At 58.9% G+C, this 25,839-nt stretch carries 26 protein-coding genes; 16 read left to right on the top strand and 10 right to left on the bottom strand.

Annotated elements, in window-relative coordinates:
* Positions 1–27: 27 nt before the first annotated feature.
* The 5 genes from xylF to QRN31_RS21010 all read left to right on the top strand — a co-directional run bounded on the left by xylF (position 28) and on the right by QRN31_RS21010 (position 5,569).
* Positions 28–1,029: a D-xylose ABC transporter substrate-binding protein gene (gene xylF / locus QRN31_RS21030; protein WP_285434280.1), complete on the top strand. Its 1,002-nt coding sequence runs from the start codon at positions 28–30 to the stop codon at positions 1,027–1,029.
* Between the two features lie 102 nt (positions 1,030–1,131).
* Positions 1,132–2,688: a D-xylose ABC transporter ATP-binding protein gene (xylG, locus tag QRN31_RS21025; RefSeq protein ID WP_285434278.1), complete on the top strand. Its 1,557-nt coding sequence runs from the start codon at positions 1,132–1,134 to the stop codon at positions 2,686–2,688.
* Positions 2,689–3,825 carry a sugar ABC transporter permease gene (locus QRN31_RS21020; protein WP_285434276.1) on the top strand — a complete coding sequence of 379 codons (1,137 nt, stop codon included), beginning with the start codon at positions 2,689–2,691 and terminating at the stop codon, positions 3,823–3,825.
* Positions 3,826–4,130: 305 nt separating this feature from the next.
* Complete coding sequence (gene tspO, locus QRN31_RS21015; RefSeq protein ID WP_285434274.1) at positions 4,131–4,571, top strand: tryptophan-rich sensory protein TspO; 441 nt, start codon at positions 4,131–4,133, stop codon at positions 4,569–4,571.
* Positions 4,571–5,569 carry an alpha/beta hydrolase gene (locus tag QRN31_RS21010; RefSeq protein ID WP_285434273.1) on the top strand — a complete coding sequence of 333 codons (999 nt, stop codon included), beginning with the start codon at positions 4,571–4,573 and terminating at the stop codon, positions 5,567–5,569. Before tspO ends, QRN31_RS21010 begins: the two co-directional genes overlap by 1 nt.
* Before the next feature lie 64 nt (positions 5,570–5,633).
* Here the strand turns inward: QRN31_RS21010 and QRN31_RS21005 are convergent, their stop codons facing one another.
* Positions 5,634–6,617, bottom strand: a complete 984-nt coding sequence (locus QRN31_RS21005) for an aldo/keto reductase (RefSeq protein WP_285434518.1) — start codon at positions 6,615–6,617, stop codon at positions 5,634–5,636.
* 365 nt (positions 6,618–6,982) lie between these two features.
* Between QRN31_RS21005 and QRN31_RS21000 the strand changes: the two genes are divergently transcribed.
* Positions 6,983–7,876, top strand: a complete 894-nt coding sequence (locus tag QRN31_RS21000; RefSeq protein WP_502942516.1) for a LysR family transcriptional regulator — start codon at positions 6,983–6,985, stop codon at positions 7,874–7,876.
* Positions 7,877–7,924: 48 nt separating this feature from the next.
* Here QRN31_RS21000 and QRN31_RS20995 read toward each other — a convergent pair whose 3' ends face one another.
* The gene (locus tag QRN31_RS20995) at positions 7,925–8,818 is read right to left on the bottom strand and encodes a LysR family transcriptional regulator (RefSeq protein WP_285434270.1); all 894 of its coding nucleotides are present in this window, start codon (positions 8,816–8,818) and stop codon (positions 7,925–7,927) included.
* Between the two features lie 108 nt (positions 8,819–8,926).
* Here QRN31_RS20995 and QRN31_RS20990 point away from each other — a divergent pair, with 108 nt between their 5' ends.
* Both QRN31_RS20990 and QRN31_RS20985 read left to right on the top strand, forming a co-directional pair.
* Complete coding sequence (locus QRN31_RS20990) at positions 8,927–9,331, top strand: (R)-mandelonitrile lyase (RefSeq protein WP_285434269.1); 405 nt, start codon at positions 8,927–8,929, stop codon at positions 9,329–9,331.
* 21 nt (positions 9,332–9,352) lie between these two features.
* Entirely contained in the window at positions 9,353–10,189 is an 837-nt protein-coding gene (locus tag QRN31_RS20985; RefSeq protein ID WP_285434268.1) for an SDR family oxidoreductase, read from the top strand.
* 151 nt (positions 10,190–10,340) lie between these two features.
* On the opposite strand, the gene QRN31_RS20980 is transcribed toward QRN31_RS20985, so the two are convergent.
* From QRN31_RS20980 to QRN31_RS20960, 5 genes are all read right to left on the bottom strand, one after another.
* Positions 10,341–11,672 (bottom strand): dicarboxylate/amino acid:cation symporter, encoded by a 1,332-nt coding sequence (locus QRN31_RS20980; protein WP_285434267.1) that lies wholly within the window; start codon positions 11,670–11,672, stop codon positions 10,341–10,343.
* A 266-nt stretch (positions 11,673–11,938) separates the two neighbouring features.
* Positions 11,939–12,880, bottom strand: coding sequence for a D-2-hydroxyacid dehydrogenase (locus QRN31_RS20975; protein ID WP_285434266.1), 942 nt, complete (start codon positions 12,878–12,880; stop codon positions 11,939–11,941).
* Positions 12,877–13,272, bottom strand: a complete 396-nt coding sequence (locus QRN31_RS20970) for a VOC family protein (RefSeq protein WP_285434265.1) — start codon at positions 13,270–13,272, stop codon at positions 12,877–12,879. Before QRN31_RS20970 ends, QRN31_RS20975 begins: the two co-directional genes overlap by 4 nt.
* Positions 13,269–14,237 (bottom strand): hydroxymethylglutaryl-CoA lyase, encoded by a 969-nt coding sequence (locus QRN31_RS20965; protein ID WP_285434263.1) that lies wholly within the window; start codon positions 14,235–14,237, stop codon positions 13,269–13,271. The genes QRN31_RS20970 and QRN31_RS20965 overlap by 4 nt, the downstream gene beginning before the upstream one ends.
* A gap of 14 nt (positions 14,238–14,251) precedes the next feature.
* On the bottom strand, positions 14,252–15,442 hold the full coding sequence (locus QRN31_RS20960) for a CaiB/BaiF CoA transferase family protein (RefSeq protein WP_285434262.1): 1,191 nt from the start codon (positions 15,440–15,442) through the stop codon (positions 14,252–14,254).
* A gap of 117 nt (positions 15,443–15,559) precedes the next feature.
* Here QRN31_RS20960 and QRN31_RS20955 point away from each other — a divergent pair, with 117 nt between their 5' ends.
* The gene (locus QRN31_RS20955; protein ID WP_285434261.1) at positions 15,560–16,474 is read left to right on the top strand and encodes a LysR family transcriptional regulator; all 915 of its coding nucleotides are present in this window, start codon (positions 15,560–15,562) and stop codon (positions 16,472–16,474) included.
* A 59-nt stretch (positions 16,475–16,533) separates the two neighbouring features.
* Here the strand turns inward: QRN31_RS20955 and QRN31_RS20950 are convergent, their stop codons facing one another.
* Positions 16,534–17,457 (bottom strand): LysR family transcriptional regulator, encoded by a 924-nt coding sequence (locus tag QRN31_RS20950; protein ID WP_285434516.1) that lies wholly within the window; start codon positions 17,455–17,457, stop codon positions 16,534–16,536.
* Positions 17,458–17,962: 505 nt separating this feature from the next.
* Between QRN31_RS20950 and QRN31_RS20945 the strand changes: the two genes are divergently transcribed.
* Positions 17,963–19,330 (top strand): MFS family transporter, encoded by a 1,368-nt coding sequence (locus QRN31_RS20945; protein ID WP_285434260.1) that lies wholly within the window; start codon positions 17,963–17,965, stop codon positions 19,328–19,330.
* A 75-nt stretch (positions 19,331–19,405) separates the two neighbouring features.
* On the opposite strand, the gene QRN31_RS20940 is transcribed toward QRN31_RS20945, so the two are convergent.
* Entirely contained in the window at positions 19,406–20,221 is an 816-nt protein-coding gene (locus QRN31_RS20940; protein WP_285434259.1) for an alpha/beta hydrolase, read from the bottom strand.
* Between the two features lie 137 nt (positions 20,222–20,358).
* On the bottom strand, positions 20,359–21,252 hold the full coding sequence (locus tag QRN31_RS20935; RefSeq protein ID WP_285434258.1) for a LysR family transcriptional regulator: 894 nt from the start codon (positions 21,250–21,252) through the stop codon (positions 20,359–20,361).
* A gap of 104 nt (positions 21,253–21,356) precedes the next feature.
* Between QRN31_RS20935 and QRN31_RS20930 the strand changes: the two genes are divergently transcribed.
* From QRN31_RS20930 to QRN31_RS20905, 6 genes are all read left to right on the top strand, one after another.
* Positions 21,357–22,025, top strand: a complete 669-nt coding sequence (locus QRN31_RS20930; RefSeq protein WP_285434257.1) for an RraA family protein — start codon at positions 21,357–21,359, stop codon at positions 22,023–22,025.
* Complete coding sequence (locus tag QRN31_RS20925; RefSeq protein WP_285434255.1) at positions 22,022–22,684, top strand: RraA family protein; 663 nt, start codon at positions 22,022–22,024, stop codon at positions 22,682–22,684. The genes QRN31_RS20930 and QRN31_RS20925 overlap by 4 nt, the downstream gene beginning before the upstream one ends.
* Positions 22,684–23,322, top strand: a complete 639-nt coding sequence (locus QRN31_RS20920; RefSeq protein WP_285434254.1) for an RraA family protein — start codon at positions 22,684–22,686, stop codon at positions 23,320–23,322. The genes QRN31_RS20925 and QRN31_RS20920 overlap by 1 nt, the downstream gene beginning before the upstream one ends.
* Positions 23,319–24,533 carry a pyridoxal phosphate-dependent aminotransferase gene (locus QRN31_RS20915; RefSeq protein ID WP_285434252.1) on the top strand — a complete coding sequence of 405 codons (1,215 nt, stop codon included), beginning with the start codon at positions 23,319–23,321 and terminating at the stop codon, positions 24,531–24,533. The genes QRN31_RS20920 and QRN31_RS20915 overlap by 4 nt, the downstream gene beginning before the upstream one ends.
* Before the next feature lie 172 nt (positions 24,534–24,705).
* Entirely contained in the window at positions 24,706–25,245 is a 540-nt protein-coding gene (locus QRN31_RS20910; protein ID WP_163909878.1) for a thiamine pyrophosphate-binding protein, read from the top strand.
* Complete coding sequence (locus QRN31_RS20905) at positions 25,233–25,829, top strand: thiamine pyrophosphate-dependent enzyme (RefSeq protein ID WP_285434249.1); 597 nt, start codon at positions 25,233–25,235, stop codon at positions 25,827–25,829. Before QRN31_RS20910 ends, QRN31_RS20905 begins: the two co-directional genes overlap by 13 nt.
* Positions 25,830–25,839 lie beyond the last annotated feature (10 nt).

The raw sequence follows: 25,839 nt of genomic DNA, 5'->3' as shown, positions 1-25,839 counted from the left end.
CAAACAACAATAAAAGGACGCACCACCATGAAGAAAGTAAAACGCGCGCTATTGGCTGGCGCCCTGGCTCTGCTGTCACTGCCGGTAATGGCCGATTCGGCCCACCCGAAAATCGGTTTCTCCATTGATGACCTGCGTCTGGAGCGCTGGTCACGTGACCGCGATTATTTCGTGGCGGCGGCGGAGAAAATGGATGCCAAAGTCTTCGTACAGTCGGCCGATGCCAACGAGCAAAAACAGATTTCGCAAATCGAAAACCTCATTTCCCGTGGCGTCGATGTGATCGTCATCGTGCCGTTCAACGCGACAGTACTGACCAACGCAGTGGCAGAAGCGAAGAAGGCCGGAATCAAGGTCGTGTCCTATGATCGTCTGATTCTCAACGCCGATATCGACGCCTACATTTCCTTCGATAACGAAAAAGTCGGCGAGATGCAGGCCAGCGGCGTGCTGCACGCAGCCCCCAAGGGCAATTACTTTCTGCTCGGCGGTGCGCCCACCGACAACAACGCCAAAGTCCTGCGCGAAGGTCAGATGAAAGTGCTGCAGCCGGCCATCGACAAGGGTGATATCAAGATCGTCGGTCAACAGTGGGTGAAGGAATGGAACCCGACCGAAGCGCTGAGCATTGTTGAAAACGCCTTGACCCGCAACGCCAACAAAATCGACGGCATCGTCGCCTCCAACGACGCCACGGCAGGCGGCGCCATCCAGGCACTGGCCGCTCAGCAACTGGCCGGCAAGGTGCCGATTTCGGGGCAGGACGCGGACCTCGCAGCGGTCAAGCGGGTAATCGCCGGCACTCAAACCATGACCGTGTACAAGCCGCTGAAACTCATCGCCTCCGAAGCCGCCAAGCTCTCGGTGCAACTGGCGCGTAACGAGAAACCCGCCTACAGCTCGCAGTACGACAACGGCAGCAAAAAAGTCGACACCATCTTGCTCACTCCGACTCCATTGACCAAGGACAACATCGACCTGCTGGAACAGGACGGGTTTTATACCAAGGCGCAGATTGCCGGACAGTGATCAACGGCACGTAAAGTCTTAACGGCCTACTGCAGGAGCGATAGGGGCGCCCTCTCGCTCCTGCAGTAGAAGCCCCGTACCTGCCGCCTGTGAGTCTTGAACATGTCCGACTATCTGCTGCAAATGAACGGTATCGTCAAAACATTTGGCGGTGTCAAAGCGCTCAATGGCATCGACATCAAAGTCAGGTCGGGCGAGTGCGTCGGGCTGTGCGGCGAGAACGGCGCCGGCAAGTCCACGCTGATGAAAATCCTTTCCGCGGTGTACCCCCATGGCACCTGGGACGGCGAAATCCTCTGGGACGGTCAACCACTCAAGGCGCAATCGATCAGCGAAACGGAAGCCGCCGGTATCGTCATTATTCACCAGGAACTGACGCTGGTGCCCGACCTGTCGGTGGCCGAAAACATATTCATGGGCCATGAGCTGACGCTGCGCGGTGGACGCATGAATTACCCGGCGATGATCCACCGTGCCGAAGCCCTGATGCGTGAACTGAAAGTGCCGGACATGAATGTATCGCTGCCGGTTTCGCAGTACGGCGGCGGCTATCAGCAACTGGTGGAAATCGCCAAGGCGCTGAACAAGCAAGCACGCCTGCTGATCCTCGACGAACCATCATCGGCCCTGACCCGCTCGGAAATCGAGGTGTTGCTGGACATCATTCGCGACCTTAAAGCCAAAGGTGTCGCCTGCGTCTACATCTCCCACAAGCTCGATGAAGTCGCTGCCGTGTGCGACACCATTTCGGTGATCCGTGACGGCAAACACATCGCCACGACCGCCATGGCGGACATGGACATTCCACAGATCATCACCCAGATGGTCGGACGGGAAATGAGCAACCTCTACCCCACCGAGCCACACGACATTGGCGAGGTGATTTTCGAGGCCCGCCACATTACCTGCTATGACGTCGACAGCCCGAAACGCAAACGGGTCGACGATATTTCATTCGTGCTCAAACGCGGGGAAATCCTCGGCATCGCCGGGCTGGTCGGTGCAGGCCGCACCGAACTGGTGACAGCGCTGTTCGGCGCCTACCCCGGTCGCCACGAAGGCGAAGTCTGGCTCGACGGCCAACTCATCGACACCCGCACGCCGCTCAAATCAATTCGTGCCGGCCTGTGCCTGGTGCCCGAGGACCGCAAACGCCAGGGCATCATTCCAGACCTGGGAGTCGGCCAGAACATCACCCTGGCCGTGCTGGACAGTTACTCGAAACTGACCCGCATCGATGCCGAAGCCGAACTGGGCAGCATCGATCGAGAAATCTCGCGCCTGCACCTCAAGACCGCGAGCCCGTTCCTGCCGATCACCAGTCTGTCCGGCGGCAATCAACAAAAAGCAGTATTGGCGAAGATGCTGCTGACCAAACCCCGGGTCCTGATTCTCGACGAGCCCACCCGAGGTGTGGATGTCGGCGCCAAGTACGAGATCTACAAGTTGATGGGGGCGCTGGCGGCCGAAGGCGTGTCGATCATCATGGTGTCTTCGGAACTGGCCGAAGTGCTCGGCGTTTCCGACCGCGTGCTGGTGATCGGCGAAGGCCAGTTGCGTGGCGACTTCATCAACCATCAGCTCACTCAGGAACAGGTGCTCGCCGCCGCACTCAGTCAGCCTGATTGTCACAATAATAATGATCGGAAGTCCGCGTAAATGAATCAGGTCAAACAGCTCTTCACTCGCTACAAGATGCTCGCGCTGGTGTTTGCCGTGGCGTTTATTTGGCTGTTCTTCAGCTGGCAGACCGAGGGCGGATTTCTCACACCGCGCAACCTCTCCAATCTGCTGCGCCAGATGTCCATTACCGGGATTCTTGCCTGCGGTATGGTTCTGGTCATCATCAGCGGCGAGATCGATTTGTCGGTCGGCTCATTGCTGGGCCTGCTCGGTGGCGTCGCGGCTATTCTCGACGTGATCTACCACATACCGCTGCTGGCGAACCTGAGCCTGGTCGCCTTGTGCGGACTGCTGATCGGCCTCGCCAACGGCTACATGGCCGCCTACTTGCGCATCCCTTCTTTCATTGTGGGGCTGGGGGGCATGCTGGCTTTCCGGGGCATTTTGCTGGGGATTACCGGCGGCACGACCATCGCCCCGGTGTCGCCGGAGCTTGTCTACATTGGCCAGGGTTATTTGCCACACACGATCGGCACGGGCCTGGGCGTTCTGCTGTTCGCACTGACGTTGTTCCTGACCTGGAAGCAACGGCGCAATCGCGCCCTTCACGGTCTGGCGGCACATTCGCTGGTGCGTGACGTATTACGCGTGCTGTTGATCGGCGCGGTGTTGGCCGGCTTCGTCCAGACCCTTAACAGCTATGACGGCATCCCTGTGCCGGTCCTGCTTCTGCTGGTTCTGCTGGGCGGGTTCAGCTACGTGACCAGTCAGACCGTCTTCGGTCGACGCGTCTATTCCGTGGGCAGCAACATGGAAGCCACGCGCCTGTCCGGTATCAATGTGCAGGCCGTGAAGCTATGGATTTTCGGGATCATGGGCGTGATGTGCGCCCTCGCCGGGGTGGTCAACACCGCGCGCCTGGCAGCCGGTTCGCCCTCGGCCGGCAGCATGGGAGAACTCGACGCCATCGCCGCCTGCTTCATCGGCGGCACCTCCATGCGCGGCGGCTCCGGTACTGTCTACGGCGCCCTCCTCGGCGCACTGGTCATCACCAGCCTGGACAACGGTATGTCGATGCTCGACGTCGACAGTTACTGGCAGATGATCGTCAAAGGCAGCATTCTGGTGTTGGCCGTGTGGGTGGATGTGAGCACCCGGACGGGACGACGCTGATCCGTTCCTAGTTCAGCCGGGTAGATCGGTACGCTGATGCATCACCGTCCAGAACAGGCATTGGCTGATCAGGCTTGCTTTACTCATCTCAGCTCGATAAACGGTCCTCGCGCCCCCGACTCTGTGTAAGTCAGCGCCAAGCCAGGGTAATGAAGACGGCAGTAACGACGAAGGCGATGTCCGAGGCAAATATCAAGCAGGAGTCTCATTCATCAACCAAACTTTTCGCGTTCCCAAGCGTCCTTCTTAATACTGCCAACTCGGCTTTGTAACCCCAGACAGCTGACATCAGCCAAGGACAAGCGATGACCTTTTTTATCTTACTTCTGGCCTGCGCTGCGGCGGCAAGCACCGGTTTCCTGTTCAAACCGGGCCCATGGTACGAATCGCTCGCCAAACCGAGCTTCACACCACCCAACTGGATGTTTCCGGTCGCCTGGACTGTGATCTATCTGTTGCTTGCCTGGGCTGGATATCGGTTGACCCTGATACCGGGAAGCCAAGTGGTGCTGGCGTTATGGGCCGCGCAGATCGCGCTGAACACGCTGTGGACACCGGTGTTCTTCGGCGCGCACCACGTTCTCGCCGGCATGGTGATCCTGACGGTGCTTTGGCTGGTGGTCGCGGCAATGGTGGTGATGGCATTGCAGCTTGATGTGATCACGGGCTTGATCCTGTTTCCTTACCTGGCGTGGTTGTGTGTAGCCGCAGCGTTGAATTTTTCCATCTTGTTCAAGAATCGCTGATGACGACTTTCGAAGCAGGTCCTGAAGCGCCCTGGCCTGCCACCGAGCAGGAGTGGGAGCAAGTGCGCAGTTTCAACAAGAAACTCGCCTTGATGCCGCGCTTTCGAATCCGCAATCGCATCACGCCCCGTGTGATCCAGGCGCTGCTGAGCGTCAGTCAAATCGGCAGTGCGGGTAAATTGCTCAAGCACGGGCTCAAAGCTGAAAGAAAGGTGATTGGTGTCGGCGGCGTTCCAGTGCCCGTACGAATCATCAGGCCGAAAGGCAAGGCCAAGGGCGTGGTGCTTGATTTCCATGGCGGCGGATGGGTAATCGGCAACGCGCAGATGAATGACGACTTCAACGTTGCCATGGTGAATACCTGCAACGTTACGGTCGTCTCGGTCGATTACCGGCTTGCCGTATCGACTCCGGTTGAAGGCCTGATGGAAGACTGCCTTAGCGCCGCTCGCTGGGTGCTCAATGATGACTCCAGGGAGTTTGCCGGTCTGCCCGTTATCGTCGTGGGTGAATCGGCAGGGGCTCACCTTGCGGTGGCGACGTTGCTGGCGCTGAAGCAATGGCCAGGCTTGCTGCAACGTGTGAACGGTGCGCTGTTGTATTACGGCGTCTACGATTTGACCGGAACGCCGAGCGTCCGCGCCGCGCCCCCTGAAACACTGCTGTTGGACGGCCCTGGCATGGTCGAAGCATTTCGCATGCTGACGCCGGGCTTGAGTGACGAGCAACGCCGCCAGCCACCGTTGTCACCGCTATACGGCGACTTTACCGATTTCCCGCCGGCACTGATGTTTGCCGGTGAGCTGGATCCCCTGCGAGACGACACACTGGAATTAGCCGATCGGTGGGTGAAGTCGGCGCCCGTCGAGAGGCATGTGTTGCCGTCTTCGCCACACGGATTCATTCACTTCCCGACCGCAGTTGCAGCCAGTGTGCTTGCGCACAGTCGTGAGTGGATAATCGCTCAAGTCGGTGCGGTGGGTTTCAACCGGCTATAGGCTCAGCCCTGAGCCTCCCAGTGTTGAAGCCAATAGGCGGTTCTTCAAGATAAGTGCCCGCCAGTCAGCTGCGGTCGATCTGCTGCATGTGCATTTCAGACATGCGCTCGCCATGCACGGTCAATTTGGAGAACTGCTGCTCCATGGCCAACAGATCGTCGCTTGTCAGCTGAATGTTCAGCGCACCAAGGTTTTCGGTGAGGTGGTCGACTCTGCGTGTGCCGGGGATTGGCACGATCCAGGACTTCTGCGCGAGTAACCAGGCAATTGCAACTTGTGCGGGTGTCCCGCCTTTTGCCGTGGCCACCTTTCTCAGGATATCCACGACCGGCATGTTCGCCGTCATGTTTTCAGGGAACATGCGCGGGAATGCTCCTCGGAAATCAGTCTTTGGATCGAACCGGGTGTTAGCGTCCATTTTTCCGGTCAGATAGCCTTCACCCAGCGGCGCCCATGGGACGAAACCGATGCCCAACGCTTCACAGGCCGCGAGTACCCCGTTGCGTTCCGGGTCCCGATGGAAGAATGAGTATTCCGTCTGGATGGCAGACACAGGCTGCACCGCATGAGCGCGACGGATGGTTTTGGCACTGGCTTCAGACAAACCGAAATGCAGAATCTTGCCTTCAGCAATCAAGTCCTTGATAGCGCCGGCTACTTCTTCAATAGGCACATTGGGATCGACACGATGCTGGTAATAGAGATCGATACGATCCGTCTGCAATCGCTTGAGCGATTCCTCGACCACCTTTTTGATGTGCTCCGGGCGGCTGTCCAAGCCGATAGTGCCGTCGATGGCGAAACCGAACTTGCTGGCGATCTTCACTTGATCGCGAAAGGGCTTGAGGGCTTTGCCGACCAACTCTTCGTTGGTGTAGGGGCCATACACTTCCGCGGTGTCGAAGAAGGTGACGCCTTTGTCGAACGCCGTTTGAAGGGTGTGGATGCCTTGATCAATATCAGCAGGTGGACCGTAGTTGGCGCTGATGCTCATACAACCGGCGCCGATGGCCGACACCTCTAAATTGCCTAGATGACGTTTGCTCATTGTTCCAGTTCCTCCGGAAGGGTTTTGCGAGTTCTCAACAGTGGCGGGCGGGACCGATGATCCTGCCCATGCCGAAGCTCCAACTGCCAGGGCGGCACCCGTAAGCGCGGCTCTGGTCACAAACTCGCGACGGCCAAGAGAGGTGAAAAAACCAGAACCTGTTACCGGCTTGCCGCTGTCCATAAAAACTCCTGAATGAGCACGCACTTTCGGTCTCCAAGCATGATTACCAAGGCTGTTTGTCCGTAGAAGTCATGGATGGGTTCATGAGCTGGAGCCGCACTGAATGTGGAGCCAATCTAGCAGCGCACCCTACAAATGATTAGATGGTATGGTAGGAATGGACCTATATCAGTTGGATATCAATCATGCGCGACAGTGTTAACGACCTGGTTGCTTTCCTGACGGTCGCTCGTGAGCGCAGCTTTACCAAGGCAGCGGCTCAATTGGGCACGTCACAACCGGCGTTGAGCCGAACGCTCAGACGTCTCGAAGAGCAATTGGGTGTGCAGTTGCTGACTCGCAGTACCCGCAGCGTTTCACCGACAGAGGCTGGAGAGCGCTTGATTGGCTCCATCGGCCCCCACTTTGAAGGCATCGAAGCCGGGCTGGCGGATCTGTCCGAGCTCAGCGGAAAACCAGCAGGCACCCTGCGGATCACCTCGGTAGAGCACGCTTCTGCAACGATCCTGACGCCAGCGGTCAGCAGGCTCATGCTGGATTACCCAGAGGTCCGGATCGAAATCAACAATGACTATGGGTTGGTCGATATCGTCGAGCAGCGGTACGACGCCGGGGTTCGTTTAGGCGAGCAAGTGGCCAAGGACATGATCGGGGTTCGTATCGGTCCTGACTTTCGGCAGGCAGTGGTCGGATCGCCCTCCTACTTCGAGCGCAGGACCAAACCCGTCACCCCTCATGACCTGACAGCCCATATCGGAATCAACTTGCGACTGCCGACATCAGGTGGGCTCTGGTCCTGGCCGTTTGCAAAGGACGGTCGGGAGATAAGGGTTCGAGCGGAGGGCCACATGGTTTGCAACACGGTGCCGCTGATGCTGGACTTTGCGCTAGCGGGCGTCGGACTTGCTCATCTCCCCGAAGACATCGTTGAACAGCACATCCGGGAAGGCCGCCTGGTCCGCGTATTGGATGAATGGTGCCCTACGGTCACCGGGTATCACCTCTATTACCCGAGCCGAAGACAGCCCAAACCAGCGTTTAGGCTGTTGCTGGATTTACTGCGTTCAAGTCTGTGAAGTGATGTTGCGAATGCGGCTAAGCGGCGCCCCGGACGTCGATAAGGATCAGTGCTTGTAACGCAACGCCTCCACCAGCAACGCAAACGCCGGCGATGCCTGACGTCGACTCGGGTAGTAGAGATGAAACCCGGCAAACCATGGCGACCAGTCTTCCAGCACTTGAATCAGGCGCCCCGCTTCGAGGTGAGGCACGACCAGGTCATGGGGAATGTAGCTCAACCCGAAACCGTCCAGCGCCGCTTCCAACAACTGGTAAACACCGTTGTAGGTCACTTGGCCTGTCACGCGAACCTTGAGGCTTTCACCGTCTTTGGCGAACTCCCAGGCATACAGCCCGCCGTTGGTGGGCAATCGCAGGTTATTGCACAAGTGATCCGTGAGCGCCCGAGGCGTCGTGGGTAATTCACGGTTGGCAAAGTAGCCAGGAGACCCCACCACCGACATACGCATATCCGGTCCGATACGCGTGGCGATCATGCCGTCCGCCACGTCCTCGCCCAACCGGACTCCGGCGTCAAAGCCCTGTGCGGCGATGTCGACGAAGCTGTAGTCGCAGCAGACCTCCACCGAGATGTCCGGGTACTTGGGAAGGAAGTCTTTCAGCACGGGCCGAATGATCTGGTCCAGCACATGGTCCATCGCGTTGATACGGATATTGCCAGCGGGTGTATCGCGCAGATCACTCAAGCCAGCCAGCTCCATTTCGATTTCCTCGAAATGGGGCCCCACCCTTCTCATCAGACGTTCGCCTGCCTCGGTGGGCGAAACGCTGCGCGTGGTACGCGTCAACAAACGCAGGCCGAGACGCGCTTCCAGGCCACGGATAGTGTGGCTCAGCGCTGATTGGGAGACTCCGAGTCTGGCAGCCGCTTTGGTGAAGCTTCGCTCCTTCGCGACAGCGAGGAAGGCAAGCAGATCACTGGCGTTTTCCCTAAGCATTGATGAGAGTCTCACATAAGTATTTTCGGATTCTAGCGCCTAATCATATGAATGAGGAGCTGATAGATTTCAGATCTCGCGCCAAATTGCCTTAAGGGGGAAAAATACATGCTCGTCATTAACCCGAACGGATCGCAGCCATCTGCAAAGGGGCCAGCCGATTACTTTACGGGCACTGTTCGTGTCGACGCGCCGTTCAAGGGGACAGAAGAGGCTCGTGTCAGCGGCGCCACCGTGACCTTTGAACCCGGGGCTCGCACTGCCTGGCACACTCATCCGCTCGGCCAGACCTTGATCGTCACGGCCGGATCCGGGCTGGTGCAGGCGCTGGGGCAACCGGTTCGCTCAATCAAACCGGGTGACACCGTGTGGATTCCACCTAATGTCAGACACTGGCATGGCGCGACCGCCACCACGGCAATGACTCATATCGCCATTGCCGAAGTAGTGGACGGCAAAGTGGTCGACTGGATGGAACAGGTCAGCGACGAACAATACGCCCAGGAATCTTGATCGAGTTCACTCGAGGTCTTCATGAAAAACACCAGCAACGTCACAGTCGTCATCGGAGCGGGTTCGATTGGTCAGGCGATTGCCCGCCGTGTCAGCGCGGGTAAACATGTCGTGCTGGCCGACCTGCGCCAGGAGAACGCCGATTCAGCCGCCAAAGTGCTGCTCGACGCCGGCTTCGAAGTCACCACAGCCGTCGTCGATGTTTCTTCGCGCGAATCGGTCGAGGCGCTGGTTCGAATGGCAACCGCCATCGGTGATGTCACCGGCGTGATCCATGCTGCGGGTGTTTCACCGTCGCAGGCGCCGGTAGCGACTATCCTGCGAGTGGACCTTTATGGCACGGCATTGGTGCTGGAAGCGTTCGGCAACGTGATCGCCGAGGGTGGCTCAGGAATAGTCATCGCCTCGCAATCGGGCCATCGCCTGCCCGCACTGACGCCGGAGCAGAACAAAGCGCTGGCCACCACCCCCGTCGAGGACTTGCTGGCGCTGCCGATGCTTCAGGCCGACAAGGTGACTGATCCATTGAACGCGTATCAGCTATCCAAACGCGGTAATTCCCTGCGTGTGATGGCCGAAGCCGTGCGCTGGGGCAAGCGCGGAGCACGGGTCAATACCATCAGCCCCGGCATCATCTTCACTCCGCTGGCCAGAGACGAATTGAACGGTCCGCGGGGTGAAGGTTACCGCCGCATGATCAATCTCAGCGCCGCCGGCCGCGGCGGTACACCCGATGAAGTCGGTGCTGTCGCGGCTTTATTGATGGGGCCTGAAGGAACCTTCATTACCGGTAGCGACTTTCTTATGGATGGTGGCGTTACCGCAGCCTACTGGTATGGCGACTTGGCGCCTCAGTAGGACTGTTGAACTGATGACCACCACCCGCCCCACGTTCTACGCTGGTTGGGCGAAGAAAATGTCAGCCCTCAGAACCTGGTTGATTCAGAAACCCAAAACCGCTCGGCTTTCGTGGACCGGGCGGTCTTGGGGCTGTCTTGCGACAACTCGTTCAGGGCTGTGTCTCTGGTTCACGGGCACAACCGCTGTGTAATTCAGCCGCCAACTTCTCTTCGTCCAGGGCCCCTTCCCACTTGGCAATAAACAAGGTGGCAACACCGTTGCCGATAACGTTGATCAACGCCCCGCCTTCGGAAATAAACCGGTAGACCCCAAGTACCAACACCAGCCCCGCCGCTGGAATGACATCCAGGCTGCCCAGGGTCGCCGCCAGGGTAATGAATGCACCGCCGGTGACACTGGCCGCGCCCTTGGAGGTCAGCAACAGAATCAACAACAAGGTGATCTGGTGCCAGAGGTCAAGGGGGATATCCAGCGCCTGGGCGATGAAAATGGCCAGCACCGTCATGTTGATACAGCTGCCATCAAGGTTGAAGCAGTAGCCCGACGGCACCACCAGCCCCACCACTGACTTCTCGCAGCCCAGACGCTCAAGCTTGCCCATCAGCCGAGGCAATGCCGATTCCGAAGACGAGGTGCCCAGCACCAGAAACAACTCATCGCGGATGTATTTCAGAAATTGCCACAGGCTGAAGCCGGCCAGACGCGCGACCAAATTGAGGATAACGAATACAAAAAACAGTGCGGTCACGTAATAGCAAATCAGCAAGCTGCCATAGGCGCTCAACGAACCCACTCCATACTTGCCGATGGTAAAGGCCATGCCACCGAAAGCGCCCAGCGGCGAGACATACATCACGATCTTGACCATGCGGAAAAACGCCTGTGCCACCAGGTCGATCAGGTTCAGCAACGGTTTGCCGGCGGCACCGAGCATCTGCAAGGCGAAGGCAAACAGGATGGAAATGAACAGCACCTGGAGAATATCGCCCTCGGCAAAGGCGCCAAACACGGTACTGGGCACAATATGGGTGAGGAACCCCACCACACTCTGTTCGTGGGCCAGCTTGCTGTAGCTGTCAACGGCATGGACGTCGAGTGTCGCCGGGTTGATATGCATGCCTGAGCCAGGTTGCATCAGATTGACCCCGATCAAACCGACCACCAGCGCCAGCGTTGTCAGCACTTCGAAGTACAACAACGACTTGAAGCCGACCCGACCGATGCGCTTGAGACTCTGCATGCTCGCAATGCCGCTGACCACGGTGCAGAAGATGATCGGGGCGATCAGCATCTTGATCAGCTTGATGAACGTGTCGCCCAGCGGCTTCATTTCTTCGCCGAGGCCGGGGTAGAAATGACCAAAGATAATGCCCAGCACAATCGCCAGCATCACCTGCACATACAGATGACGCAACACTCGGCGCAGTCGTGAATGGTTCGGTTTTTTTTCGGCAATCGAGGGTGTAATTGTTGTTGTCATGATGGCTTCCTCGCAGGCGTGATGCGTTTTCCCAGGCAACCGATCGCCACACCGGTGCACGACCGATCGCCTGGGAAAGAATGTTTCGGGGATGATGACTACTGGATGTCCTCGGACATCTCGATCAGCGTCAGATCGGAATTGCGCAGGGACACCGAGCGCATGGCCCGTGGGGCAAGGTTGCGATGCACAAAGCGGCAAGCTGACGGGGCGATGTGATTGTTATTGTTTTCATGGGTGGACCTTCTTATTGGAGGGTTAAGCATTCACGACACGAGGTTGATCAGATTCCCCGAGTGGTAGCCCAGCAGGTTGCCCAGGATGCCGTCGGCCAGCCGTTGCAAGCTGCTCTGACTGGCCCAGGCCACGTGAGGAGTGACGATCAGGTTGGCGTGGCGACTGCTGAGTAATGGGTGGTCGGCGGGAGGCGGCTCCTGGCACAGCACATCGAGGGCCGCGCCACCGAGGCGGCCGCTGTCCAGTGCATCGAGCACCGCAGCCTCATCCACCAACGGCCCGCGCGCGGTATTGATCAGCAAGGCGCCGGGTTTCATCTGTGCCAGTGCCGAAGCACCGATCAGGTGTCGGGTCTGCTCGGTCAGCGGACAATGCAGAGAAATCACATCGCTTTGCGCCAACACCGTTTCAAAGGCCTGGTAGCCCTTGCGCACCGGGACCACGCCTCGGTGTTCGGCAAACAGCAACTGCATGCCCAAGGCGCTTGCAAGTCGCGCCGTGGCCAAGCCGATACCGCCACGGCCGACAATGCCCAGCACGCTGCCCTGAACATCGTGAATGGGTGAGCGATGCACACAAAAATGTCGCGAGTCCGGCCAGTCCCGCAGCGCGGCCGCCTGATAGACGAACAACTGTCGACGCAGGGCGAAGATTGATGCGATCACCGACTCGGCGACGCTTTGCGCCGAGTACGCCGGGACATTACACACCGTCACGGCAAAATCACGGCAAGCCGCCAGATCAATGCAGTCGTAACCGGTGGCCGCGACACAGATGAATCGCAGGTTCGGCAATTGCTCAAGTTCGGCCCGGCCAATGCGCACCTTGTTGGTGATCACCGCATCGGCATCCCGGGCGGCGTCCACCACTTGGTCTGGCGTCGTGTCGGGGCGGTCCTGCCAGTCCGTGACCCAGGCCGGACGAGCAATGCTCACGGGCAGGCTGTCGCTGTCGAGAAACACTACTTTCATGCTGCACTCTCCGGCTGGACGGGTTCGGAAATCTCGATCAGGTTCAGGTCCGGATCACGCACATACACCGAACGAATCGGCCCGGTGGCACCCGTGCGCAATACCGGGCCTTCAATGATTGGCCAGTCGACACGGGCCAGGTGAGCAATCACCCGGTCCAGGGGGATGGAGGCGATAAAACACAGGTCCAGCGCTCCGGGCACCGGCAAGTGCGCCTTGGGATCAAACTCATGGCCACGTACGTGCAGATTGATTTTCTGCTGTCCGAAAGCAAACGCCTTGCGTCCACCGGCGAAGGTTTGCACCTGCATGCCCATGACACGCACGTAAAAATCCTCGGCCGCCACGGGGTCGATGGTGGTCAGCACCAAATGGTCGAGATGCTCGATCATGGCTGCAACTCCTGGGCTCGAGCCGACGGCACTTGTTTTTCCAGGCTGGCGACATGGGCGGGTATCGGATGCAGGTCCAGGCGTTTACCGGCCTTGAGAATCTGGCTGGGAATCTCGTGACCGATCAGGCCCGGCAACTGCGCGGCGACCGCCAGCACCCGATCCAGATCAACCCCGGTGTTGAAACCCATTAGCTGCAGCATGTGCAGCAGGTCTTCGGTGCACACATTGCCGCTGGCCCCTGGCGCATAAGGGCAACCACCCAGGCCGCCGAGGGACGAATCGAAACGATCGACCCCGGCTTCAATGGCCGCCAGCGCATTGGCCAGGGCCATGCCACGGGTATTGTGAAAATGCAGGGTCAGTTGCAGCGCCGGAAAACGCTCACGGACTGCCCGGGACAGTGCCTCGACCTGACTCGGATACGCCATGCCCGTGGTGTCGCACAAGGTCACCCCGCGAGCCCCCAGGTCGGCAAATCGCTCGACCCAATGCAACACCTCCCCCACCGCGACATCGCCCTGCATCGGGCAGCCGAACACCGTCGACAACGACACATTGATTGCGACCGGTCCCTGGCCGATGACGCTGACCACTTCCCTGAGCTGGGCAAATGATTGCTCGCGGCCCATGCGCAAGTTGGAACGGTTGTGCGGTTCGCTGACCGACATCACCAGGTTGGCTTCATCGATGTTGCACGCCAAGGCACGTTCGGCACCGCGCACGTTCGGCACCAGCACGGTGTATTCCACCGCAGGATTACGCCGGATGCCCTGCATTACCGCCTCGGCGTCCCGCAGCGCGGTAATGGCCTTGGGCGAGGTGAACGAGGTGACCTCGATCTTGGCAAAACCACACTCACTGAGGGCATCGATCATCGCGATCTTGTCGACGGTTTCGATAAAGCGCGCTTCATTCTGAAAGCCGTCACGCGTGGCGACTTCCTGCAAGAAAAGACGTTGCATGTTCATTCTCCGGTTCAAATGATGCCGCGCTGACGCCAGTCGGCTTGTTGTTCAGCGTCGATGCCGAGTTCACCCAGAATCTCGGCGGTATGCTGGCCTAGCATCGGCGCCGAACGAGTTACGTTGCCCGGGGTCGTACCCAGCTTGGGGACGATGCCGGGCAACGTCACTGGCGTGCCGTCGTCCAGCTGGCTCTCGATCAACATGTCGCGTGCCCGGTAATGTGGGTCCTGGGCAATGTCGGCAGCGTTGTAAATCTTGCCGGCCGGGATGCGCGCTTCGGTCAGGATCGACAAGACTTCGTCGAGGGTGAGCCGCGCGGTCCATTCGGAGATCGCGGCATCGATGCGCTCAACCTGCAACACTCGACCATGGTTTTGCGCAAGCTCGGGATCAGCCCCCAGATCAAGGCGACCAATCACCCCCATCAGACGCTGATAGATGCTGTCGCCATTGCCGGCGATCAAGGCAAAACCGCCGTCCCGGCAGCGATAGGCATTGGTCGGCGCGATACCCGGCAAACTGCTGCCGGCGGGCTCACGAACGACGTTGAACACCGAGTATTCGGGCAACAGGCTTTCCATCATGTTGAACACCGACTCGTACAGCGCCACATCGATCTGCTGGCCGTCACCACCGTTCTGCTCGCGATGACGCAGGGCAAGCAGAATCCCGATCACCCCGTGCAAGGCCGACAACGAGTCGCCAATGGAAACACCCACCCTGACTGGCGTGCGCCCCGGCTCACCGGAAAGATGCCGCAAGCCGCCCATGGCTTCACCGATCACGCCAAAACCGGGACGGTCACGGTAAGGCCCGGTCTGGCCGTAACCGGACACCCGGAGCATGATGAGTTTTGGGTTAAGAGCGTGCAGAGTGTCCCAACCGAGCCCCCAGCTTTCCAGGGTGCCTGGGCGAAAATTCTCGATCAGCACATCCGCATCGGCCAGCAACTGGCGCACGACCTGTTGGGCTTCACTCTGGCGTAAATCAAGGGTCAGCGAGCGTTTGTTACGCGATTGTGCGGCCCACCAGACGGAAGTACCGTCGTGCAGCAAGCGCCATTTGCGCAATGGGTCACCAGTGACCGGAGGTTCTATCTTGATCACATCGGCGCCAAACTCACCGAGCATTTTCGCCGCAAATGGCCCGGCAATCAGTTGACCGAGCTCCACGACCTTGACACCTTGCAGAGGTAACCTCATGACGTTTCCCGTTCTTGTTGAGTACTTGTGGCATGGATAATCGACACAAATTCGGCAGATGAAAATTTCATATTTCGCCACTACTCTTTCCAGATTGGAAAACCTTGGATCCCTTTGATGATCAATCCCCTGCATTTCGATCTGCTGTCCTTACGCCTGCTGATCTTCGCGGCCGAATCCGGCAACCTGACCCGTGCCGCCGAAAAGGCCAACATGACAGTCTCGGCAGCCAGCAAACGGTTAGCCGAGCTGGAACGAACGACCCAATGCCCGCTGTTTGTGCGCCTGCCAAGGGGACTCGAACTGACCGCGGCGGGACAAGGGATTGTTGAACATGCCAGAACGATTCTGGAAGGCGTGAACCGCATGGCGTGCGACGCCAGTGATTACGCCGTGGGTGTGCGCGGGCATGTGCGGTTGTTCGCCAACACTTCCGCCGTCGTCCAGTTTCTGCCGGATGACCTCGCGTCATTCCTGCGCGCCAACCCGAACGTACGGATCGGACTGGAAGAGGCACTCAGCGAACCCATTATTCAAGCCGTGGAAAACGGGCGTGCCGACATCGGCATATTCGCCGATAACGTACCGGCTGAAGGGTTATACAAACTGCCCTATCGTGATGACCGGCTTGTGCTACTCGTGCCCGTCAGCCATGAACTGGCCAATGAGCGCAGCGTGTCCTTTGCCGATACGCTTGGCTTCGATTATGTAGCGCTCAACCAAGGCAGTTCGTTGCTTCGCAGAATCACCGATGCCGCCGTGAGTGCAGGTAAGATCCTCAAGGTCCGGATCCAGGTCAGCAGCTTCGACGGCATCTGTCGGATGATCGAAGCAGGCTTGGGTATCGGAATTTTGCCGTTGTCATCCGTGCGTGCCGAATTGCTCGGAACCCGCCTGGTGGCTGTCGACTTGACCGACGACTGGGCTGATCGAACGTTGTTCGTGGGCGTGAGCAGTCAGGCGCAACTTGCGCCGGAGGCGGCCAAGTTGTTTGAGTATCTGAGCAACATGCATGGCTTGTCCGGTCGCTAAGCCAGCGTTCTATCAGTACTCGGCCTCCGCACGGCGCGGCTAACCGACTGGCCGTTGGCTCAAAGCATGTGCCCAGCCCAAATCTTGCGATTGACCAGATCGGCAGCAATTTCGATAAAGGCATCCCCGACAAATTTAGCGGCCGGACTGACACGCCTGTCGGCTGGGAAAACCTGAACCAGTTTGCGCATCGGAATGGGGTCGACCAAGGGTGCGGCGCTGAGCACGCCAGATTCGATTTGCGTGTAAATCGATGCCAAAGGCAAAGCGGTCAAACCGAAGCCATTGCAGACCAGGGCAATCATCGCGCCGAAAGAATCGGCTTCGACACTGGTGTTGAGTTTGATCCCGACTTCGCGCGCACAATCATCCAGAATCACACGAAGGCTGTGTCGAGCGCTGGGCAATACCAACGGCTGCTCAGCCAAGGACTCGAATGACACCGGCGTATCAAGACGCAGGTTGGCGCTGGCGGGGCCGACCAACAGCAGATTCTCCATCATCACCGGCACGATACGCAGCGTATGCAGGGGTTGGGGATCGTAAGAAATCGCCAGTTCCAATTCGCCACGCTGAACCCAATCCAGCAGATAGCCGCTAAAGGCTGAAGAAAACCTGACAGCGAGATTCGGATGCGCCTCTTTGATTTTGCGCACCAGAGGAACGGTGACAATTTCCGCCACCGTCGGCGTTGTACCGATGACGACCGTGCCCCGAAAAGAGGTCTTTGCGCCCAACACAGAACTTCGAATGGACTCCATTTCTTCCATGATTCGGGTGGCATGCGCCAGCACTTCGCGGCCGGCATCGGTAATTTCCATGCCTCGCCCATGTCGATCAAACAGGTAGGTGCCCAGCTCCTTTTCCAGCAATCGAATCTGCCGGCTAAGTGCCGGTTGTGCGATGTGCAGCCGGTCGGAGGCCTTGCTGAGACTGCCCAGCTCGGCCACATGAATCAGGGTTTTGAGTTGAACGACATCCATTACCAGGCCAGTCAAAGTCGGTCTCGGCGCGAAATGCGTCGAAAGTAGAGTGAGTGTAAACGCATTGGCATTTCCTGGAATGCCATCGGATTCGCATCTCATGGCGCCTTGCGGCGATGGAGGCGGCTGTATCCCTCAGCCCGCAGGGGCTGCAAGGCAAGCTATAGAATTTCGGTATATCAGTTAGGCCAGGCTGACGGCTTATTACCCTTCTCACTCTGCGGTAGCGTGCAATCAACGTCGACGCCAAGAGCGATCGACTGACTACAAGAATAAGATTCGAGGGCTTACGCCATGATTGACTACCTTTCTCGCTACCTGACCGCCCCTCCTCACACAGCCAGCGAACAGCTGACTTCTCGCCTACATCCCCCCTCTTCATGTGCCTTGGTCACCAAAAGGCCACACACGCTGCGTTAAGCACATCAACCCATCGAGCTAGCAACGTCGGACACGCATCAGCGTGCGCCTCGTATCGTCTCGCCTTGAAAAAAGGGTGAACAACATGTCCGCATCAACCAGTGACTCAACAAACCACACTGCAAACATCAAAAGTCTGAATCGCGTCAGAGCCATCATGGGTGCCTGCTCGGGCAACCTGGTGGAGTGGTACGATTTTTTCATTTACGCGTACACCGCCATCTACTTTGCCGCTTCGTTTTTCCCCAAAGGCGATACCACCAGCCAGTTGCTCGCAACCGCCGGCGTCTTCGCCGTCGGCTTTTTCATGCGCCCGCTCGGCGGCTGGATTTTCGGCTGGATTGCCGATACTCGCGGCCGCAAGGTCTCGATGATTATCTCGGTGTTCATGATGTGCGCTGGCTCACTGTTGATCGCCGTCATGCCCACCTACGCAACCATAGGGGTAGCGGCGCCAATTCTGCTGGTGGTTGCCAGGCTGATTCAGGGCCTGTCCGTCGGCGCGGAATACGGCACCGGTGCCACCTACATCAGCGAAATCGCCACACCGGGGCGTCGCTGCTTCTATGGATCATTTCAGTACTTCACCATCATCGCCGGCCAATTGCTGGCATTGATGACCGTGGTCATTCTCCAGCAAACCCTGACCGGCGAAGAGTTGCGCGAATGGGGCTGGAGGATTCCGTTCTTCATCGGCGCGCTGAGCTCGATCGTGGTGGTGTATCTGCGCCGTGCAATGCATGAAACCGCCACTAGGAAGGACATGAACCGCAAAGATGCTGGCTCGCTGCGCGGCATGTTCAAGCACAAACGTGCGGTCGCCTTGGTGGTTGCGTTCACCATCGGCGGTTCGCTGTATTTTTATACCTTCACCACCTACATGCAGAAGTTCCTGGTGATCTCCGCCGGTTTCAGCCCGGAAACGGTCAGCTTCATCATGACGGCGGCGCTGATCGGTTTCATGCTCTGTCAGCCGCTGTTTGGCTTGCTCGCCGACCGCATCGGGATCAAGACGCACATGCTGATGTTTTCCGGGTTGGCCATGGTGCTGGTGATCCCCCTGCTCTATTTGCTGCAGTCGGTCAGCAATCCGTTTACGGCGTTCCTGTTGGTGTTTGGCGGGTTAGCCATCGCGTCGCTCTACACCCCGGTTGCCGGGATCGTAAAAGCCGAACTGTTCCCGCCAGCAGTACGCGCGTTGGGCGTGGGCTTTCCGTATGCAGTCGGCAATGCAGCATTCGGCGGCACCGCCGAGTACGTCGCGTTATCGCTTCGTTCGCAGGGGATCGAGGAATATTTCTTCTTCTATGTCGCCGCAGTAGTGACCATCACGTTCATCGCCGCGATACTGATGCCCAATCTGTCTCGCTACGGGTACATCAGCGGCTCGGGTGAAATCGAAGAGCGCACAGGGCTCAAGAGCTATTCAAAACCGAGCGTTGCCGGGGCCTGACGAAGAAATTTGAGCGTCGAACATCTTGTGGCCGCGTCAGGCGCGACGATTCCACAAGTTCTGCGCCCTCTTTTGTTATTGCGCTGTGCTCGCCTGGAAATCGGCGATCTGTTGCCACATCGCGACAGGGTTGGAATACATCGGGAAATGCCCGCAATCGGCAATAGGTGCCAACTGCACACCTTCAGCCTGAATGTGTGGCAAGTAGGACAACGACGCGTTCTGTTCGCCGTACATGAACATTCGCGGGCACTTCAATCCAAGGAATTTGCCCATCAGATCAGCGTTATCGGAGAGATCGACCATGGACTGAAAAATCCCCCGCACCGCACCGGTACGCACCTTGTGTCGCAAGCTCGCGGAATACAGTGCACTGGCATACGCCGGAGCGTGCCGGGCACGTTCGATGAAGGCGGTGAAAAACGCCTCGGGATCGTCACTCGGATAGTCAACGATCTGCCGGCTGAGAAAACAGTCTTCCGGGGCGATATTGCCTTCGATATCAACGAAGCTGAGCACTCGGTCCGGAAACTGATGGGCCAGTATCAATGCAGTCAGTCCGCCCATGGAATGGCCGACCAGATGGAAGCGCTCAATGCCGAAATGCGCCAGCACCTGCAATGCCGTCTGCAGCAGAAAGGCAATGGAAATCCTGGAAAGGTCATCGCACTGACTTTCACCACAACCCGGTGCGTCGTACGCCACGAAAGGGTGACCGGCAAATGCGGGCTGCTGCACGATGTCGGCATAGTCCTCCTTGGTCGAACCAAAACCATGCAGGAACACGATCGGCGCAAGGACGCCGTCCCGATGGAGGGCGGCCACGTTCAGTTGGACACCCTCAACCGTCAGAGGGAGTTGCACATGAGTGAACGTTTCTGGGGAAGACACGTTGTTGACTCCTTGAACAAAAAGGTAGCGCCGAACCAGGGTTGCCGGCAGCCAGGCTCGCAATTACAAGGGCAATCGAGCCTTCTGTAAATTCCTGATACGGGAAGGCTTTCATACGCGAAACCTATCACTGCTGTTCACGCCCGGGACTGGAGCCGGGTGACCAGTTCCTCCACCAGCGGATTGGGCCGATCAGCATTCCATGCCACCGCTGTGGTCACGACATTGAGCTTCTGGCTCAGCGCTCGAAATACCACGTTGTCGGGCGCCAGTTTTTTCAGCGACGCCGGAACCAACGCGATGCCCTGGCCGCAGCTGACAAAGGCAATTTGCGAGGCGACCGAGCGCACTTCATGCAGTACGCGCGGGGAAAAACCGCTGGCACGGCAGGTCGCGATCAGATTGTCGAAGTAGACCGGGCTGACCTTTCGGGAAAACATCACCAAGGGTTCAGTGGCCAGGCTGGACAGGCTGATTCGCGTGCGTCCAGCCAAGGAGTGATCGCTGGGCAGCGCCACGACCAAACGGTCCTGAGTCAGCGGCAGTGATTTGATCGAGGGTCCCAAATCACCGTCCAGCCGGGCGAAGGCCAGGTCGATGTCGCCGGCTTCCAGCGCCGGGATGGCTTCGACGCTGTCGATCTCCCGCACAGACACCGTGAGGTGCGGGTAATCACTTTTCAATTGCTCGATCAAATCGGGCAAGACATCAAACATCGCCGTAGAAATCGCGCCGATGGTCAACATACCGGACTGCCCCGCCACCGCTTCCTCCACGGCGAGTTCAAGGCGCTCCAATTGATCAGCGAACTTGCGCACGGCCGGCAGAATCGCCGCTCCCACCGGGGTCAGCTTCGCGCCGCGTCGCGAGCGATCAAACAGCTTGACCTTGAGTGCCTGCTCCAGCACCTGGATCTGCTCGCTCAGCGGTGGCTGGGACATGCCCAGACGCTTGGCCGCACGGCCGAAATTCTGTTCTTCGGCCACCGCCAGGAACAACCAGAGATGACGAATCAGTCGAAAATTGATCATGATTAATCCATAGGTTTAACGTATCTAAGGCATCTGTGATTAGTAATATACCTATCAAAGTGTCTCACTGACACTGGACGCCTCCGTCACCACTGGGGCTTCCCATGATCAATAAGAGTTTGCTGGATCGCTTGGCGGCGCTGGACACCAACACGGTTTCCGATGCGCTCGACTTCCTCGGCTTGCCGGGTGCCACCGTTGGGCTGCGCCCGTTGTGGAACTGCCCAAAGATTGTCGGCCGCGCCAGCACCGTGCTGCTGGCTCCTAAATCCGACAACGTCCCCACTGTGCACCTGATTACCCCCGTGGTGGAACAGATCGACAGCGACGATCGTGTGCTGGTGATCGCCGGTGGAATCGAAGGCATCTCCTGCTGGGGCGACATCCTCGCCAACGCAGCGACCAGCAAGAAAGTACGCGGCACGGTCATCGACGGTTTCAGCCGCGACATCGACGGCAGCGAGTCAATTGCCTACCCGGTTTATGGCCGCGGCGTGACCATGATCAGTGCCCGCAATCGGGTGATCCAGATCGATGCCGCAGTAACCATCAACGTGGCCGGCGTCGACGTCAGCGAGAACGACTATGTCATCGCCGATACCTGCGGCACCGTATTCGTGCCCTCAGCCTATATCGAGAAAGTTCTCGACCTTGGCGAGCGTATTGCCCACCGCCAGGACGGCATGGTCGAGGCTGTTCGCAGCGGTCGCTCGGTCGCCGAAGTGATGCATGACAGCCAATTCGAAGCTATCCAAGTGGAGCACGCCCGATGAATATCGAAGACAAAGAACTGGTCGCCTTGTTTGAAGGCCTCGACACCCCGGGCGTATCTGACGCAATGGACAAACTCGGCCTGCCCGGTCAATGCCTCGGTGTGGCGCCACTGGACAACTACCGCAAGGTTATCGTCGGCCCGGCGTTTACCGTGCAGTACGTCTCGGCCAGCGTACCTCCCGGCACCGTTGGCGATTTCATTGAAGACGTTGCGCCCGGCGACGTGGTGGTCATCGACAACGGCGGCCGCACCGATTGCACCGTCTGGGGCGACATCATGACCCAGTACGCCGGTACTCGGCAGATCGCAGCCACGGTCATCGACGGTGTTTGCCGTGACGTGAACAAAGCGCTGGGCGATGACTACCCGATTTTCAGCAAAGGTCGTTTCATGCGCACCGGTAAAGATCGGGTGCAGGTTCAGTCGGTCAACCAGCCGGTGTCCATCGGTGCCGCCCGGGTCTGTGCCCGTGACATCGTGGTCGCCGACGCCAACGGTGTGGTGGTCGTCCCCCGAGCTCGTGCAGCTGAAGTGGCCGCGTGTGCCCGTCAAATCGAATCGGTCGAAGCCGACATTCGTGCGCTGATCAGCCAAGGCAAAACCCTTAAAGAAGCCCGGGCCGCACTGGGTTACCACAGCCTGCAGAGGAAAGTCTGATGACCACGCTCCCCCTCCCCCTGGATTTTCATGCGCGGGCAAAGGTGCTGGGCAGCTCGACGCTGTATGAAGCGTCCCATCTGCCTTGCGCGGTCGACAGTGCAATCCGCCCGATCTGGGACGGCGCCTTCATCTGCGCCCCCGCTTACCCCCTGGAATGCTCGCCGGGTGACAACCTTGCCCTGCACCTGGCGATGGAACGTGTGCCCCGTGGCAGCGTGCTGGTCGTGGGTACGGGTGGCTTCATCGCCGGTTATTGGGGCGAAGTGCTGACCGTGGCGGCTGAAGCGGCTGGTGTGGTCGGGCTGGTGATTGATGGCGGCGTGCGCGATATCGCGGCCCTGAGAAAGCGCCAGTTCCCAGTGTTTGCACGCGGTATTTCGGTGAAAGGCACGGTCAAGGCCAGTGCGCCTTCGGTGGGGCAACCGTTCAACTTCAACGGTGCCTTCGTGGCACAGGGCGACTGGGTGGTGGCTGACGATGACGGTGTGATCATCATTCCCAAGGCGGATGCGGCACGCACCCTGGCCGAAGGCGAGGCGCGCGCGAGCAAGGAAGCGCAGATGATGCAGGCGTTGACCGAAGGCCGCTCGACACTGGAACTGATGAACCTGACTGAGTGGAGAACCCGCGCATGAGCGCCGATATCCAGCGTCTGAATCAGCGTCTGGCCGCCGCGCAGCCTTCCGCGACTTACCGGATCATGGATCGGGTGGCAGAGCGCCGGGCACAAGGTGCTCAGATTATTTCGCTGTGCGCCGGCGAGCCCGATTTCGATACGCCCAAGCACGTGCGCGAAGCGGCCATTCAGGCCATTGAACACGGCCACACCCGCTACACCCAGGTCGCCGGCGTGCGTTCACTGCGGGAAGCGGTGGCCGCCAAGTTCCGCCGCGAGAACGGCCTGGACGTCACCTGGCAAGACACCCTGGTGTGCAACGGTGGCAAACAGGTGATCTACAACGCCCTGGCCGCGACCCTCAACGAGGGGGACCAGGTAATCGTGCCGGCACCGTACTGGGTCAGTTACCCGGAGATGGTTCAACTGTGCGGGGGTCAAGCCCGAGTCGTTACCTGCGATGCCGACACCGGTTTCAAGCTGACGCCCTCCGCACTCGCCGCCGCGATCACCCCGCAGACTCGTTGGCTGATCCTCAATTCGCCGTCCAATCCGACCGGTGCGGTGTACAGCCGGGAAGAACTGCACGCCCTGGCTGAGGTGTTGCTGGCTCACCCTCACGTGCTGATTTTGGCCGATGACATCTACGAGCACCTGATCTTCGACGATCAAACGTTCCATACCCTGGCCCAAGTCGAACCACGGCTGGCACCGCGCACCCTGACCATGAACGGGGTGTCCAAGGCCTATGCCATGACCGGCTGGCGAATCGGTTTCACCACTGGGCCGCGCTGGCTGCTGGACGCCATGGAAAAACTGCAAGGTCAGCAAACCTCTGGCGCCTGCTCTGTGTCGCAACAGGCTGCGCTCGCGGCGCTGGAAGGTCCCAAGGATTTCATCCGTGAAAGCCGAGCGGCGTTCCAGAGTCGTCGCGATTTGATGGTGGCGCTGCTGAATGCTACGCCGGGGCTTGAATGCGTCAGTCCGGCCGGGGCGTTCTACGCGTTCGCGTCCTGTGCCGGATTGATCGGTCGCACCTCACCCGGTGGCCTGGTATTGCACACCGATGAAGATGTCGCGCATGCGCTGCTCGACGAAGCGGATGTAGCCGTAGTGCATGGCAGCGCTTTTGGCCTCGGCCCTTACATTCGCATTGCCTACGCCCTGGATGACGCTTCATTGCGCCGGGCGTGCGAGGCTATCCGTACCTTCTGCACCTCACTCCGTTAATCATTTCCCTTCCCATAAAGCGTGGCTATCGCGATTACCCGGCAGGCCACGCATTCACCTTCCAGCTATACAAAATGGGCATATCTCAAAGACAAAAACGGTAGTCGTTCTTCTCTTCCATCCCTCCCAGAATGAGTGAAAACACAAAAGCAGCACTGCTTGGGAGATGGGCATGTCAACAGAAGCAGAACATACCGTGGGACAGGATTGGCAGGAGGACGTGTTTCGCGTGCTCAAAGCCCACGACGTCAAACACGTGGTCTTCGTACCGGATGCAGGCCACTCGGCAGCGATTCGCATGTCGTATGCGGATCCGGACATCAAGGCCGTCGTCCTGACCACCGAAGAAGAAGGCATCGGCTACCTGGCAGGTGCGTGGCTGGGTGGCGAGCGCGGTGCCCTGTTGATGCAATCAAGCGGTGTCGGTAACTGCATCAACACCCTCGCCCTGCAAGTCTGCGCCGGCTTTCCGCTGTTGATGGTGGTCACCATGCGCGGCGACTGGGCCGAATTCAACGCATGGCAGAACCCGATGGGTCAGGCCACCGAAGCTGCCCTGAATCTGATGAAGGTTATGACCTGGCGTGCAGACGTTCCAGAAGACGTCGCTCCGTTGCTGCACGGTGCCGCGACCATGGCCTTCAACGGTGATTCGTCCACTGCCCTGCTGCTCGGTCAGCGCCTGATTGGAGAAAAGAAATGGGTCAAGTAAGCGCAAACCACATACTGTGCCGGCGCGAAGTGGTTAAAGCCCTTCTGGCCGACCGCAAAGACGTGCTGGTCGTGACGGGTCTCGGTTCGGCGTCCTACGACGTCATGGCTGCCGGTGACAACGATCTGAATTATTACCTGTGGGCTGCCATGGGCAGCGCAATCACTGTGGGGCTGGGCCTGGCGAATGCGCAGCCAGACAAGTCGGTCGTGGTGGTCACCGGAGACGGCGAGTTGCTCATGGGCTTCGGAGCGCTGGCCACGGTGGCACTGCAAAAGCCCGCCAACCTGACCATCGCTGTGCTGGACAACGGTCACTTTGGGGAGACCGGCATGCAAGTCAGCCACGCCGGTTTTGGTATTTCCCTCGACCAGGTGGCGAAGACTTGCGGCTTCGGCTGGACCGATGAAATCCGCGACATGGAAGGCGTACATGACCTGCGCGAGCGCTTTGCGACCCGCGATGGAGTCAAGCTCGCGACGATCAAGATCAAAGCAGAAAACCCGCCACGGGTGCTGCCACCGCGCGATGGTCACTACGTCAAGAATCGCTTTCGTGCCGCCTTGGGTTTCAACCCGATCTGATTGCTCTTTG

It is taken from the genome of Pseudomonas sp. fls2-241-R2A-110, assembly GCF_030209165.1.
In the GTDB taxonomy this organism is placed as follows: Bacteria; Pseudomonadota; Gammaproteobacteria; order Pseudomonadales; family Pseudomonadaceae; genus Aquipseudomonas.
This window is presented reverse-complemented; position numbering and strand designations above follow the sequence as displayed.